This is a genomic window from Paenibacillus sp. Y568, assembly GCF_059445545.1.
Map to the genome: position 1 here is coordinate 173,920 of NZ_JCAIUM010000008.1, position 15,514 is coordinate 189,433.

Genomic DNA, 15,514 nt, shown 5'->3' on the forward strand with positions numbered 1-15,514 from the left:
CAACAAAATAAATATACAATACACTTAGGGGGATTATAACTTAATGAAGAAATGGCTTATGATTGTTATGGCATTTACTCTTATCTTTGCTACCGTTGCTCCGGCTACTAGCGTTGATGCGCGTCGTGGTGGTGGTGGATATAAATCTAGTCCGAAATCATTTACGACTACACCGAAGAAATCAACTACGAACGATAATGTATCGAAATCTACAACAAGTAACAATAAATCTACAGCTGCAGGCACAACAGCGAAACGCGGATTCTTTAGCGGTGGTGGATTGATGAAAGGTCTAATGTTTGGTGGATTAGCTGGTATGTTGTTCGGTGGTATGTTCGGGAACATGGGATTCATGGGTAATTTCTTTGGACTAATCATTAACTTGCTTGCGGTTGTTGTTCTAATCTCTCTTGTCATGGCAGGATACAGAGCTTACAAGAACCGACGTAAACCAGATCCACGTGACGGAAGGTACTAATTGATATGGTTCTAACAATGGATGAAATTATAAATGCGATTTGCCTACACATAGCTGAACGCAAAGCTGTACGTCCTACAGATGTACTGGTTGAACTCAGTTGGGATGAAGAAGATGGTTATACCGCTGAAGTATGGGTGCAAGGTCGTAGTCAATTTCTAGTGGAGTCTAACATGATTGAAGCGATTCTTCGCTACCTACAAAGCGAATACAATATTCGTGCTTATCGCGAACAAGTAACGTTAGAACTCGATGAAGAAATTACGGCTAATGTAATTACAGACTAATATCACAAGCATAAACGGCCTCGCCGTCCTTTAGCGGCGAAGGAACGTTTAGCGTTGAAATATAAGACTATTTATAAGCCGAAATACTTATAAATTCTTATATTTTAGATAAGGGGTTGTCCTGCCATTTCAACATGGCTTTGGACAACCCCTTTTTCATATAGATCATACGCTATGTACGCTATGGCATTTCACGATTTCTCCGACGTTTAGACGTTTATTCGAAAATTTCAACACATAATAATCAACCACGATGATGATGCCCCCTACACAGATGGTAATATCGAGAGGGCTAGTCAAAGAGAAGGACAATATGCCATCCGAAATGAAGGATAGAACAATAGATTAAAATGTTTTAATTGAATTGAATTGAACAAACACCCGATGCAATATTGATCAGATTCGATGGTGCTAAAGGAAATATCCTGCCCCAAAAAACAAACCAGGCTCCTTTATTCTCAATTTTCCCCATCCACTCTGAACTCACTTTGCTAATTAGTAGACCCTGAAACCAGAAACGTGAGGCTAAGAATACGACAACACCACCTAAAAGACTGGTCACCCAACTCCATATGAAACCGTAGAACAGTCCGAACAGGGTGATATTCACTGAGATTACTAGGATCAGTGGAATAACAGTAAACATATTCTGAAGTATCATAATTACGAACATAAGGAACAAGATATACAGCATATTTTCATTCGCAACTTCACGGATCGTATCTATATCCACTTTTAACAAAAAATCCAATGCATCGGAATAACATAGCAAGAGTATTGTGATAACGCTCAAAGCTGCAAATGAAACAATTCTTGCTTTCTTCTTAATGGGTATTCACCTTGACTTTCCTTAATTATATTTTCGATCCGTTTTCAACCTCATACTGTCTCTATCTATTTATTGTGGGTAGGATAGCAACAAAACATTCTATCACTTTATTCTTCTTTATACCAGATTATGAGGCGTTTCCTTTCCATCTTTCAATGTGAATATCTACAGATCACGATCGTCATGTTAGCGCAAGGAGTTACATTCTTACTCTATAGGCACCTCTCCCCTACCCCCTAAATATAGTGTAGAGAAAGGGTGTGATGGGCTTGGGAAAAAATAATGAACAAGAGCAATGGGCTATCTTTTTAGCTGCGATCTGCGGACAGACCTATGCACAATTTGCAAACCTAGATGGGTTGTTCGTTGTTCCATCAGATTATTGGGTCACTGATACCATTCAAGCGAAATCCATCACCCATGTATGGGAACGCTTTGGGTTTATTCTGGAATCCCCACAGGAGATTATCATTGCCTTTAGGGGAACTAGCTCGAGGCCCAACTGGATCTCTAACATCAACGCCTCCCAAAGGAAGTTCCAATATATTAAAGAAGATTGTCTTACCCATCGCGGATTTACAGACATCTATTCCTCAGCTCGCGATGAGATCATCTCCACAGTTACTACGCTGTCTCCTGACAAAACGTTATATATTACAGGTCACAGCCTCGGTGCAGCACTAGCGACATTATGTGCTGTTGATATTGCAGCAAATACGCCTCACATTTCACCAAATTTGATTACATATGGCTCTCCACGCGTAGGTGACCCTACCTTCTCTAAAACGATCTCAAAGTACGTTCAGAATAGCCAACGGTTTGCGAATATATTTGACCTCGTAACCTATGCTCCTCCATCCGTCTACAAGTTGCCCAAGCGGGAAAAAAGGTATTATTACCGTCATGTCCAGACCCTCTCTTCCCTATCTTTCCAGAATGGATCTGTTGGCATTAATCATATGATTGGGAGGTATTTCGCAGATCTTTCCAAACTCCAGCCAGAATTTACGGAACAGTTATGTGTAACGAATCCTGGATTCTGTCCGGTCATTATAACAACGGAATCATTGGAGTAACTTTATATAGATTTATGTTCAATTTAGCAGGTAAAGTGTTGATTTAAGTATCGTAATTCCGTTGACAATATCTTGTCACACAGTTATATTGAATCTTATTAAAAATAATTTAATAAGTTATTTCGGTATTTCAGACCAGTTAGGAGTTACTCTCATTGAACAAAAAGTCATGGAAGTTTGATAGGAAATACACTTTACAATTAGCAACTATATTTTTAGGTTTTATCATTTTTGGGATCTCGGAGAATATTAAAGGTCCTGCTATTCCACGGATCCAATATGATTTCAATCTAAACGAAATGCAACTGGGTACGTTATTATCGCTTAATGCACTCGGTTATCTCATTGCCTGTTCCTTTACAGCTCTACTAACACGTAAAATCGGGATTAAAGCCGTCACCATGGTTGCCTTTGGATCCATGATGGTATCCGGTATTCTGATCTTTGTATCACGCACTTATCCTATTTTTTCTTCATCATATTTCATTATGTATATCGGCAATGGCATGCTAGAAATATCATTAGCTATACTCGGCGCACGGATTTTTGTAAAGAATACCGGTACGATGATGAATCTTTCGCATTTCTTTTACGGGTTGAGTTCAACCGTTGCCCCTATGATAGCTTCAGGATTGATGGCTGTCACAGTGTATGGTCATCTGGTAGACTGGCGTGGAATGTATCTCATCATGCTCCTTTTGTCGATCTTGCCGATGATTCCTGCCTTCTTGGGGACCTTTCCAGGAGATGACATAACGCAGGCAGAGAGAACTCCAGTGAAGGTACTGTTGCGTGATCCTGCTCTTTGGCTCCTTGTCCTGATCCTATCCTTTGGGGTTGTATCTGAACTCGCAGTGGGAGGATGGTTAGTTAATTTTCTGCAGAAGGCATATGGTTGGAATAACGTCTCGGCATCCGGGATGCTCTCTGCATTCTTTTTCTGCTTCTCAGCTGCAAGATTGTTGTTGGGACCCGTTACAGATAAAATAGGCTTCACATTGTCCCTTATCCTTGCTTCGGCCTTTTCGGCGATATGTACCTTTATTGCGATTGTGGGTGGAGAATCGGTCTCATTTCTATTCGCTGGCGCTGGACTCGGAATTGCCTTGATTTACCCTACCGTTATGGCCTTCATTTCCAAAAGATATCCTAATGATAGTGATAGTGCCATTACGTTTACAGTAACGATGATGGGCATTGGTAGTGTTATCGGAAATTATCTAATCGGCTTCATTACTAACAATGTAAGAGAAATTTTCGGAGTTGATTCTGAACTGGGCCTGTTACGCGGACTTCAGGCGGGTTATGGCTTCATTGGATTATGCGCACTTCTATGTGCTTTTTCTGGAATGGCATTATATAAATATTTAAAAGCTCGTAATGAATTAGTGTAAAAAAGGAGATAAACCATTCTCGCTCGTAAGCGATGATGATTTATCTCTTTTTGTGTACACACAGTTAAGTTATGAAATTACACATTTAAGATGAGCTGTAAACTTATTAGAGAGTTGTGCGTTGTATGTGTGGAGGAGGCAGACATGGCGAAAGAAACAATGAATGAATTTCTTCAGCAGGTAGGAACTATTTTATATAGATACTTAAGAAAACGCGGAATTACCCATGAGGATGCAGAAGATATCATGCAAGATACGTGTTATAAATTTTTATTACATAAGGATGGGATTCCATCAGATAAAGTCATGAGTTGGCTATTTCGTGTTGCTACAAATCAATTCTACGATCTGAAGCGAAAGGATACGCGTCATCCCACAATAGATGTTGATGATGTCCCTCTACTCTCTTTGACTAACCTTCCAGAAATCAGCATCCTACAAAAGGAAAAATCAAGGAATATCAGAGATACGCTTGAAACACTATCTGAATTTCACCAAGAAATGTTAATCCTTAAATTCGAGTTAGACTTGTCTTACAAAAGTATCTCATCGTTATTAAATAAGAATGAGAATACACTGAAAACGCATGTCGCACGTGCAAAGGAAAGATTCATAAAAAACTTCAAGGAGGATCTTTAATATGGACGAGGATCTGAATCATTTCTCATTTGATGAGAAACAAGCTAAAAAAATAATGAGGAAAGCAAAGCTACTGTCCACATTGAAAATGATTGGAGTCACCGTGATCATAACCCCCATTGTGTTGGTGTTATTATGGTATGGGTTCAGGACGTTGTCCCTCAATCAAGCACAAAAAACAATGAACGAAATAGTTATGTTTAATGAAATCAGTGCACCGAATATTCATATTAGTCATCAAACATACGACAACAATTGGTTTGGAGGGAACATAGAAACCAAAACCTTTAAGTTGATTGGGGAAGTCCCATATATTTGGGAATCATTCGAAAGTAGATACACACTATTTGGTAGTTCCTCACTGTATGGCTCATCAAACGGAGCTATTCCGTTAGATCTCTCACAATCTTCACAATCGAATCAATTTATCCGATATAATTCTGAAACGGGGGATAGAGAAATGATCTTTTTCCACCCTGAGGTTTCGTATGATACCTATAAAGACAGTATTAGTGATCTGAATCAAATTGACGATAATACTTTAGTGGAACTTGGATTATCATTTGATAAAGCATATTCTTATGATGAGATCCAGAAACTACTTCCTTCTGAGATACAATCCGTCTGGTGGTGGGTTGATGCGTACACAAAAGATTATTTAAAATTTATGAAGCAAATAAAAATGGTGCTTTCTGCGGATGGCATGCTCATTTATGGATTTCATGCAGAACAATTTGAAGTAACCGGCGGCATGGATACTTTTATTACAAGTGTTGAGCAGTTGCGTGGCAGTGGCAATCATGGTTTCAAATGGGCATCAGGCGAAATTCACAAAGCTTTAGCGGGGGAGAATAACACCTTAGAACAAAGTGACGTGAAAATCATAGGTACAGTTGTAACAGGGACAGCAGAACAATTAAAACAATTACAAGGGCAACCATTTATAAAAGCCTCTACATTTGGAGTAATATCTGACAAAAGAGTCATTCCTAACTAAATTCCTACCAACATTTTATGCTTTACAGAAGAAGTAATTGGGTAATATTCACTGATGAATGGGTGCACTTAACATGCACTTCAAAGCTAAGGGGGCAGTAGATGTATGAGAATTTATGCGTTGCCAATGATATGTCTAGTGATAATAGTAACTTTATTATCTGCTTGTGGAACAAGAACATATATAGAAGTATTTAAGGATAATCATCCTAACGCCGAAATATTACATGAAATAAAGACAGATAAGGGACTCGTCGTTATATTCAGTGAGAAACAGAACGTTGGTGCCGCCGTGTTATCACCCGAGGGTAATAGCTGGTCCATTACTAGTTCCAATGAATTTACTTCTGATGACGGGATTACCTTTGGCATTGTAAATAAAGGAGCAGATGACGAAATTTTATTCGGACAAATAAAAGACTTCAACATTGTGAAAGTGCAATTAAAGAAAGATAACGGCGATGTGATTGAAGCTACTTTACTTGGACCGAACCAACCCTTTTGGTATTTGAAATGGAAATACGATAACGCCGAATTAATTGGTTTATCTAAAGAGGGTACTATACTATATCAATCGAGCTTTCAAAAATAATAGATGCCGCACATACTCAATCGAAAACAAACAAGACGCTAGCGAATTGCTAGTGTCCTGTTTGTTAACTACAACCTTCACATATCAAATTAATCAACGGGTATCTCTATCACTTTATTGTAAACTTTCATATAGTGCATACCTTCTATTAATAGTTCCTCTGGTTGAATGGGTGTATCAAATAATAAAGTACGTTCCTTCAATATACTTCCGTCTTGTTGCTCTACATTTTTTTGGTTTATTGTTGTATTTAGTGGCGTTATCTCATCTTTTGTTGCTATAGATACACCGTCAAGCATGACATCATCATCTGTAGCGATCGTTATTTCTAATCCTTGTGATGTCTTTGACACATCCTTTACCCATAATTTTTTACCTTCTAGTATATATGGTTCATTGCCCATCGAAGCGAGGGACAGCTTTTCTTCTAGCTTTTGGTATCCAATAAACTCTTTAAAAACTAATTCAAGTGAATGTAACTCTTTGGGCAATGTATCATAGCGGATATCAAATGTTCTCCTACCTAGTGAAGATTGCGTGCCGCTACCCATTAATTCAATTGGTGTTCCATTAGCAATTAATTCTATTCCTTCATAAGTAGTATCCCCTCTATCAAAGTTTGCGACATTCATGGATCCCTCGATCATTGTCATTGTTGGTGTAGCTGTTATCGACTTGAATGTTATCGTACCTTTATCAACTTTAACCTTCTTATTGAGAGACTTTTTAATCTGAGTTTGCATAGCCTTATTTGGATTATAAGGAAAAGTAATCGTCCCTTCTGACATCTGACCGTTCTGTAGGGACTGCCAAAAGTGCACCGTTAATTTTTTTGCAAACGGACTTACACTATCGAACGACAATGTTCCTTTGATCTCCGTATGATTCTCATTAATTAATGATTCGCCACCTCCTACATTTGAATCCGTTAAAAACCCACTTATGTTTAAAGGTCTAAACAGGTCAACATTGTGCTCCTCTAGCCCATTTGAATTGGTTAGTGTGTAGTACATGATGAATTGATTGGCGTCCGATATGATACCGTTAATGATAAGATCTGTACCGTCTTCTAACGTTGTTTTTTTATCTATCATTTGACCCATACCTTCATCGTTTAGTTGTTGTAATGTGCCATGAATTACGTCATCAAACCCTAAAAGTTTCTTGCCATAATAAGCAAAAGCATTGTAGTTATTTCCGGTTATCACGGTGACCAACAATACGACTGCTGCGATCTTCCATATCGGGGCTATTCGTTTCGATCTTTTGGGTGTAGCTGTGTTTAAAGCATTTTTTAATCTCATTTCTAATTCTTCTGGTGCTATTATGGCATCCACACGTAATTTCTCTTCAGCTAATTGTTCCTCAACTGTTTTCATCTACATCCCCCCTGTAATGATCTCTTAGAATTTTCAACCCTTGAAACACCCTTGACTTAACGGTCCCAATCGATACATTTGTCATCTCAGCTATGGTCTGATAGTCGAAATCATGAAAGTATTTTAGTTGAATCGCTTCTTTTTGATACTCATTGACAAGTAATAGCATGGCTTGTATATCCATCTGTTGATCACTATTACGGTAAGGATCGATAATCGGGGCATTGTCTATTCCCTTCTCATTCGTAGCATTCCAATCATCAAATAACACCAGCTTGTTCCGCTTAAGAAGATAACTTTTACAACGATTCACCAAGATGGTCTTACTCCAACTGTAAAAAGCCTCTTCTTTCTTAAGCTGATCGATATTTTCGTATAATTTTACGATCATTTCCTCCATTACATCCATCGCATCATGTGCATTCCCCGTATAGGTGAGAGCAAGCCTATAATAATCGTCTTTCTCAGCCATAATGAGTTGAAGTAGTGCTTCTTTATTTCCCCTTTTTGCCTTTTTCACCAACCGAACGACATTCATTTCTTCACCTCTCTCCCCTATAAGAGTAATGACCCTAGTAAAAAGTTCATTTTTCTTCAAAAATAAATATATTCCATTGCTAGTGTTCCCATTCACGAAAAAAAAAGCACTAGCCATGGGCGAGACAACTGAAAAACCTGTTCGTTACGAATCTGTAAAAGTGGCAAAATAGATAAAGGCGAATTTTCACTCCATTTCGAGTAAGAATTCACCTTTATTTATGTATATTCTCATGCTTTTTACTAATATTCTTTTGAGATTGACTGAGGTTGAGGAATTGTTGGTTTGGAATCATCCGAGTCTCACCTAGAATTAATACATTTATTATACAGCAAAGCAAAACAGGACACCCTTCCTCGATCTTTTCGAGGAAGGGTGTCCTGAAATGGAGTTCTCATGGCCTTCTAAAAGACCTTTATAAATTAAAAACATTAGAGGAGTGTAGCGAAGGGGAAATTTGAAACTGTAGGAGCGATAGCGACCGCCTTTGTCTCCGGATTTCATCCGCTAACAGCGGTACAATTCAAGAAATATGGAGACAACAGCGGCCGAAAGTTCAAATATTCCTCGTAGCTACAACTGACTCCTTAGATGTATAGGTCTCAATTTAGTAGGGTCTTTTTCAGTGGCCTCGCCAAGGCTAGTGCCCTTCATAACGAATACATATCTCTACTTCTCGTTCAAATACACAGCCTTACCTGTTTGTGCAGATTCATAGATAGCTTCTAGTATTAAAGAAACAACATAGGCCTGTTCAGGAGTTACAACCGCGTCCTTATCCTGTTCGATCGCTTCAATCCACATTCTCAATTCTATATCAGGTGCACTCTCTGCATTTCCTTCATAGTAGGCAACACCACCTGCACCAAGTTCAATGTCATTTGTGTACAGACGGCTATATTTCTCTCCGTTAATACGAAGTCCATTCTTCATATCGGCGCCTGCTTCAGTCCCACTTAAGCTACACTTGGCTTCATCCACATCAAGTGAATTGAGCGCCCAGCTTGCTTCCAGCATAATCGTTGCCCCATTCTCCATCACAATCATCCCAAATGCCGAATCCTCAACGGTGAATTTCTTCGGATCCCATGGTCCCCAAGCATTCGCAGCATCTTCCTTTTGAGAAAGTTCATGATATTTAGTGCCTAGAACGATTTGGGGCTTATAGTTATCCATCATCCATAGAGTTAGATCCAGCGCATGGGTTCCGATATCAATAAGAGGGCCCCCCCCTTGTTTCTCCTCATCGAGGAAAACTCCCCATGTTGGTACAGCTCTTCGTCTGATTGCATGTGCCTTTGCATAGTAGATATGACCAAGATCCCCTGATTCACATACTTTTTTCAAATACAAGCTGTCTTCCCTATATCGATTGTCATATCCTATCGTTAGTTTCTTACCTGTACGTTTGGCGGCTTCGACCATTCTCTTGGCATCTGCTGCTGTCTTGGCCATTGGCTTTTCACACATAACGTGCTTTCCAGCTTCTAGCGCAGCAATAGAAATATCCGCATGAGCGTCATTAGGCGTAAGAACATGAATAATATCAATAGAACTATCTTTTAGCAATTCTTCATAATCCGTATAGATCACAGCGTTATCACTTCCGTATTTACTCGCTGCTTCTTCAGCCCGCTCTTTAATAATATCGCAAAAGGCAACAAGCTCTACCTTGCTTTGCTTACTTAGACTTGGAAGATGTTTACCATTTGCAATTCCACCACAACCGATGATTCCTACACGAAACACTTTACTCATATCATTTCACCCTCGCTTCTAATTTTTAATTGATTTGCTTCACAAGTCGATAATTTCCTGGTGTCATACCAAACCTTTTGCGAAAAACAGTATGCAAGTACGTAGCGTTCGTAAACCCTTCTGATTGCGCGATTTGCTCTATGGGATCACTACTTTCTTCAAGCTTGCGACAAACCCCTTGTAATCGTATGTCTTCCAGAACTCGGCTGAAGGATCTTTCTGCATTAACATGCTTAAATACGCGTTGTAACTGCCTAGAACTAATATTCAGCTTTTCTGCTACATTCTCTAAGGTAACCGTTCCAGAATGATTCGCCTCAATATACTGAATAGCGTAATGATATCGATAAGTTAACATATCTCTGACTGGTGCTTCTGTAACCAACTCATCCGAATCATAAGCTCTTACTGCCTTCAATAAAATACTGATGACGAGATGCTTAATAGAGGTATAGTATCCCGTCAACTTCCCATCACAAGCTTCATAAGCTTCAAGAAAACACTTCATCGCTCTGTGATAATCTTGTGCGGGTATCGGCGGTAGTTGCCTTAGCTTCTCAACACAGGCTTCGGCTTCAACAACCTCCCAAGGATCTACTTCATCCCTGATCTTGTCTTGAATATCAACATGTAGACACAGTTCTTCCATCGATTCTTCTGAATCCGCCTCTTGACGATGCATAACACCCGGTCCAGTTAAATAGAACATTCCCTCCGATAGAGGATAGCTTAGATCGCCAAGGATGACTTCACCCTTTCCTCGTGGAATAAAATGAAATTCAAATTCGGAATGATTATGGAAATCAATGATTTTTCCCGGTGGAAAGGACGTCAAATGAAAAGTAAGAACTGTAATCTCGTAATGACCCCAAGAAATCGAAATATCCAATCTTTCAAGCATATCCGGCTTCTCAAACATCATCTCATATGGAAAGTGACTCAACGTTAAATCCTCCTAAACAAGTTCAGTTAACCGAATAACACGACTTTCTTTAGCCGAGCGATTCGCTGCTTCCATTAATCGCGTAAGCTCTACAGCCATTTTAAGATTTTCGATTGCGAGTGTATTATCTTTAATATGATTAACCCATTGATGGAATGCGCTTTCACGATTAGTATGTAGAGGAATTTCTGTCCAGTCTTGTTCACTATCCGTTGACTTGTTGGATCTGAGAAGAAGCTTATCCTCTGGCGTGCCGTATAGAAGAGTCCCCTCGGTCCCATGAACTTCAATGGTAAACGGTGAATGACTATTGACGAAGCCAGCTTCCACTACACCAATCGCTCCCGAATCTGTAAATAGTGTTACTACTGCATTATCTTCCACTTCCTTACCTGTGACATAACCAAAATTTGCACTTACACCGGTCACATCTTGACCTAAGAAAAGCTTCGTTAAATACATGGGGTGGCATCCTAAGTCAATTAAAGCTCCCCCCGCGCATTGCTCCAGACTAAAGAAATGATCAGGAAGCCAGTTGGAAATAGCACCATTGTGGGATAAGCGAACTCTAACGTAAGTAATCTCTCCGAGTAACCCTTGATTTAAAATGTCTTGTATGGTTAATGTGTATCCATCATTTAAACGAGGTAAGGAGATTGTAAATTTCACTTCATTCTGGGCAACCTCTGTCATAATCTCATTGACCTCTTGTAGTGTTGGGGCAATAACCTTTTCTGTGAAGATATGTTTACCCGCTTTGGCAGCAGCAACCAGAACATCTCTATGCATGTTGGTTGGAGCATCTACAATGACGGCATCTATATCCTTTTGTGCAAATAACTCATCAAGCGAATGGTAAAATGGGACATTTAAGCTGTCAGCAGCCGTTTGCCCACGTTCATGATCTTCGTCCCATACAGCAGTAATAACGGTATCCTCATGTTCTTGAGCTTGCTTCGTGTAATCCCAAGCATGTACATGCCAAAAGCTGATCTTCCCTATTCTAATGGTCATTTACTTGCGCCTCCATTATATGTTATTCTGACATCTAACTATAAAGTATCATATAACAAGCACCATTATTAGTAGGTAAATACGACATTATGTATGCAATATTACGACATGAATGATATAATAAAATATATATATTTCCAGATGGTACAGTTATCACCACTAACACTTAATCTTGTACATGTGAGAATTTATCAGATTAAAAAAACCCTCAATTCTCGGAGATCAATCCGGACTAATGAAGGTTCTTCGTATGGAAATCTATACGTGCTTAGCAGCAACGTTACCTAGTCGTTTAACCTTATTCCAATTGTGCTTATCTCTTGATAAGAAATAAGAGAACGTACCGAAAGTAAATAAAGTAGCATCAAAAAAAGGTTTTATAGGTATTTCTATGACAAAGAAAGCAAATATTTTTACGTAACTAGACAGACTATAGGCATGACAGTACTTATCACTAGCCCAGTACGCCAACACCTTTGTTAAAAATTGAATTGTGAGGGATATAATTAGGCAATAGATATGATAAGTTGTGATCCGTCCATAAGCTATAATTAATGGAGCTGTTATTAACGTTGCTATCCCTAACACAGCCATGCCCAGAGAATCCCATAATAAGAATAATGTAAACCTTTTCCCCAATGACTTAAAGAAAGATGATCTATACTTTACTAAACAATCCATGAACCCTTTCTGCCATCTTGTTTTCTGTTTAAATAGGTCCCTTACATTCTCAGGGATCTCCGTATAACATTCCGCTTTAGGGATAAACACCATGATGTACCCCTCATTAGACATGTTTATATACCTCTGTATATTTAGCGTAATTTCCATATCTTCTCCGAGTGTTTTCTTATAACCTCCAATTTCATATAATACATTTAACCGAAAAGCTCCAAATGCACCTGACACGATCGACATGACATTTAACTCGGATTGTGTAAACTTACGGATATAGAATGAGGTTAGATATTCAGTTAATTGATACTTTAATAAAAAGTTCCCCTTAAAGTTTGGAATCCCTTTGCTGTCAAACATCTGCCCAACATGAACCATTCCACCCGCTGCGATAACCTTCTTATTATGAAATTGTTCATTAATGTGTATCAAAGCATTGGATTCTAATATGCTGTCTGCATCTAATGTAATTACTACCTCACCTGTTGCGTAATCTCCTCCAGCATTTAAGGAATCCGCTTTACCACCATTGGCCTTGTCTATTACAATCATATTCGCGAATTTTTTAGAACGGTATATTTCTATAACAGAGGTGTATTGCAGTTGAGATTTAGGAGTAGTTTCATTGTCTGGTGCGAGATCTAGTAATGAAGTAAGTACAGCGAGTGTGTGATCTGAAGATCCATCATTAATAAAAATAGCTTCGTAATTATCGTATTTCAATGAGTTCAGACCCTCTACACAACTTATTATGACACTTTCTTCATTGTACGCTGGAATGAGTATAGTCATCTTAATCTCATCTAAATATGGATTAACTGATCTATGTTTGCTGCTATTAGTAGAGATTACCGGTATCACCAAATACATCAATTGAAAACCTATGACGAGTACAAAAAGTAAGATCCCGATCATCATACCTATACTCATTTATTATTCCTCTCTCACATAATATCTCACATAGTCAATTAGCATTGCATTAGGAAATGTCGTGTATTTATTCGGTTCGCCTACCCAATCACCTCCTACTCCTGCATTAATGTATAGATACATGGCTTCTTGTGGTATTAGTTTCTTACCTGTGAATATAACTTTACCATCTAATGTGTATACGATTTTGCTGGGTGTCCATTCGATTCCGTAAACGTGATAATCCTTTGTTAAGTCTACCGTTGTCGTCATGTTGTATTCTCTAACGTGTTTGTCTTGCCTCTCATCGTGTACAACGTTCCAGAGTTCATTAGGATTCTGACCAATAATTTCAGCAATATCAATTTCAGGAAATAACCTACCATTTGACGGTAACATCCATATAGCGGGTATGAACCCTGTCCCCTTCGGAAACATAGCTCTAATTTCAAACTTTCCGTACAAAAAATGAGCTTTCGTTTTTGTAATTAAGGCTCCTGATGTATAGGCAAATTTGCCTGACTTTTGTTTAAGAATACTTATTTTTAACTTTCCATTCACAATACTGATATTCTCGGGTTTATAATGCTGACTTCTGTTCCCATATCCATTGGCATCATCTAAGAGAGTCCACTTGTTGGTTGATAATGCATCAAATTCATCATTCCAATCCAGTACCCATTTTTTCTTTTCATTAGATGTAGACCTTCTTAGCACGTTCTTTACCTCTTGTTTCTTAACTAGGGAATTCCCACCCATTTCGTTCAAAAATACTTTACTGTCACTATCCATATTAGGTAAATTAGCAATGGGAACTGATGCTTCATTAATCGAAGTCATGAAATAAATGCAGTAGATGCCCGCAAATGAAGTGCATAGAATTATAGAAAAAAATATGACCCATATTCTTCTTCTTAACATGCCCATCAACCATTTCAGTGCGCAAAGCTAGTCTTTTATATTAGAGTTTTCTAGCATCACCAAAAGACACTGTAAAGTGCCGTATGGAGAGCACTTTAACGCTAGCTCTTTCAGCACAACTACAAATCGGGTCACACCGAATATAGTAATTTTTTTACATTAAAACCAAAAGGACACTAGCGATATGCGAGGCCACTGAAAAAGTCCACACATTGTGCAGGATGCTGCTACGATAACGGATTGTCCTTACGATCGCTGTTGCCCTCAAATTTCTTGATTTGTATAACCCCTATAGCGGTTGAAATCCGATGGCAAAGGCGAACGCTTACGCTTCTTCAGAACAATTCCGTTCTCTTCGCTACTTCGAACTTAATATATTATTCTGGTTTTCAGGCATTCCTCACACAATCTATTTGTGCGGAAGATGCCTGTCTGATGACAGAAAGAAAGTAAAATAGAGCGTAAAGAAAGGCGACCTTCCGTTCATAAATCGAACGAAAAGTCGCCTATTTTATCTTACATGTTCACTTGAGAATAAAACCGAAAGTTTTTCAGTGGCTCGATATGCTAGTGCCCTTTTTTTGTAACAGATTTTATGTCTTACTACCTCTTAACATAAAAGCGATCTTCAACCATGTTATGCTCTGGCAAGCTTAATAAATTCTACGAATAACATAACCATCGCCGTAAATATTCCTACTGAATTGATTACGGTCAATGCGTTCGGATAACTTTCCATATGGAATTGAGATATTAAGGCCACCGTCCACACTACACTGAAAAACAGTGAAAACATACCCGTAAACGCCTCAACATTGACACGTCTACTCTTGTAAAAGAATAGTACAAGACTAACGAAAGTATAAGCAATATAAATGATGAGCTCTATGGAAGTAATAACTATTGCTTCTCCTGATGCGAACCAGTGCATTAATGCGTACTGAATAGCGAGACATAGAAACACTAACCGACTAAATGAAACTTTGTCCAGGCTCATAGGTTAACTCCCTTACATTAAAGTAAATAGCACTACATGATAACGCTTACATTATACTTTTTATTTATGTTATTCACTGTGACATTCAT

General features: G+C 38.6%; 16 protein-coding genes. 7 read left to right on the top strand and 9 right to left on the bottom strand.

The window, feature by feature from the left end; genetic code table 11:
- Positions 1-43 precede the first annotated feature (43 nt).
- Positions 44-478, top strand: coding sequence for a hypothetical protein (locus AC1D7X_RS13425; protein WP_495475408.1), 435 nt, complete (start codon positions 44-46; stop codon positions 476-478).
- A gap of 5 nt (positions 479-483) precedes the next feature.
- Positions 484-765, top strand: coding sequence for a YxcD family protein (locus AC1D7X_RS13430; protein WP_495457285.1), 282 nt, complete (start codon positions 484-486; stop codon positions 763-765).
- Between the two features lie 355 nt (positions 766-1,120).
- On the opposite strand, the gene AC1D7X_RS13435 is transcribed toward AC1D7X_RS13430, so the two are convergent.
- Positions 1,121-1,498 (bottom strand): TVP38/TMEM64 family protein, encoded by a 378-nt coding sequence (locus AC1D7X_RS13435; protein ID WP_495475409.1) that lies wholly within the window; start codon positions 1,496-1,498, stop codon positions 1,121-1,123.
- A gap of 359 nt (positions 1,499-1,857) precedes the next feature.
- On the opposite strand from AC1D7X_RS13435, the gene AC1D7X_RS13440 reads away from it, so the two are divergent.
- From AC1D7X_RS13440 to AC1D7X_RS13460, 5 genes are all read left to right on the top strand, one after another.
- Complete coding sequence (locus tag AC1D7X_RS13440) at positions 1,858-2,670, top strand: lipase family protein (protein WP_495475410.1); 813 nt, start codon at positions 1,858-1,860, stop codon at positions 2,668-2,670.
- A 155-nt stretch (positions 2,671-2,825) separates the two neighbouring features.
- Positions 2,826-4,064 carry an MFS transporter gene (locus AC1D7X_RS13445; protein ID WP_495475411.1) on the top strand — a complete coding sequence of 413 codons (1,239 nt, stop codon included), beginning with the start codon at positions 2,826-2,828 and terminating at the stop codon, positions 4,062-4,064.
- Positions 4,065-4,208: 144 nt separating this feature from the next.
- Entirely contained in the window at positions 4,209-4,703 is a 495-nt protein-coding gene (locus AC1D7X_RS13450; protein WP_495457289.1) for an RNA polymerase sigma factor, read from the top strand.
- 1 nt (position 4,704) lies between these two features.
- Positions 4,705-5,700 (top strand): anti sigma factor C-terminal domain-containing protein, encoded by a 996-nt coding sequence (locus AC1D7X_RS13455; protein WP_495475412.1) that lies wholly within the window; start codon positions 4,705-4,707, stop codon positions 5,698-5,700.
- A 105-nt stretch (positions 5,701-5,805) separates the two neighbouring features.
- Positions 5,806-6,291 (top strand): hypothetical protein, encoded by a 486-nt coding sequence (locus AC1D7X_RS13460; protein ID WP_495457291.1) that lies wholly within the window; start codon positions 5,806-5,808, stop codon positions 6,289-6,291.
- A gap of 89 nt (positions 6,292-6,380) precedes the next feature.
- Here the strand turns inward: AC1D7X_RS13460 and AC1D7X_RS13465 are convergent, their stop codons facing one another.
- The 8 genes from AC1D7X_RS13465 to AC1D7X_RS13500 all read right to left on the bottom strand — a co-directional run bounded on the left by AC1D7X_RS13465 (position 6,381) and on the right by AC1D7X_RS13500 (position 15,425).
- Positions 6,381-7,670 carry a DUF4179 domain-containing protein gene (locus tag AC1D7X_RS13465; RefSeq protein WP_495457292.1) on the bottom strand — a complete coding sequence of 430 codons (1,290 nt, stop codon included), beginning with the start codon at positions 7,668-7,670 and terminating at the stop codon, positions 6,381-6,383.
- Entirely contained in the window at positions 7,657-8,208 is a 552-nt protein-coding gene (locus AC1D7X_RS13470; RefSeq protein WP_495457293.1) for a sigma-70 family RNA polymerase sigma factor, read from the bottom strand. The genes AC1D7X_RS13465 and AC1D7X_RS13470 overlap by 14 nt, the downstream gene beginning before the upstream one ends.
- Before the next feature lie 669 nt (positions 8,209-8,877).
- On the bottom strand, positions 8,878-9,966 hold the full coding sequence (locus AC1D7X_RS13475; protein WP_495475413.1) for a Gfo/Idh/MocA family protein: 1,089 nt from the start codon (positions 9,964-9,966) through the stop codon (positions 8,878-8,880).
- Positions 9,967-9,991: 25 nt separating this feature from the next.
- A complete protein-coding gene (locus AC1D7X_RS13480; RefSeq protein WP_495457295.1) occupies positions 9,992-10,909 on the bottom strand; it encodes a helix-turn-helix domain-containing protein in 918 nt (305 codons plus the stop codon).
- 12 nt (positions 10,910-10,921) lie between these two features.
- On the bottom strand, positions 10,922-11,923 hold the full coding sequence (locus AC1D7X_RS13485; RefSeq protein ID WP_495457296.1) for a Gfo/Idh/MocA family protein: 1,002 nt from the start codon (positions 11,921-11,923) through the stop codon (positions 10,922-10,924).
- A gap of 258 nt (positions 11,924-12,181) precedes the next feature.
- Positions 12,182-13,528 (bottom strand): glycosyltransferase family 2 protein, encoded by a 1,347-nt coding sequence (locus AC1D7X_RS13490; RefSeq protein ID WP_495475414.1) that lies wholly within the window; start codon positions 13,526-13,528, stop codon positions 12,182-12,184.
- Positions 13,529-13,531: 3 nt separating this feature from the next.
- On the bottom strand, positions 13,532-14,428 hold the full coding sequence (locus AC1D7X_RS13495; RefSeq protein ID WP_495475415.1) for a glycoside hydrolase family 16 protein: 897 nt from the start codon (positions 14,426-14,428) through the stop codon (positions 13,532-13,534).
- A gap of 637 nt (positions 14,429-15,065) precedes the next feature.
- On the bottom strand, positions 15,066-15,425 hold the full coding sequence (locus AC1D7X_RS13500; RefSeq protein ID WP_495457299.1) for a hypothetical protein: 360 nt from the start codon (positions 15,423-15,425) through the stop codon (positions 15,066-15,068).
- Between the last annotated feature and the right edge of the window lie 89 nt (positions 15,426-15,514).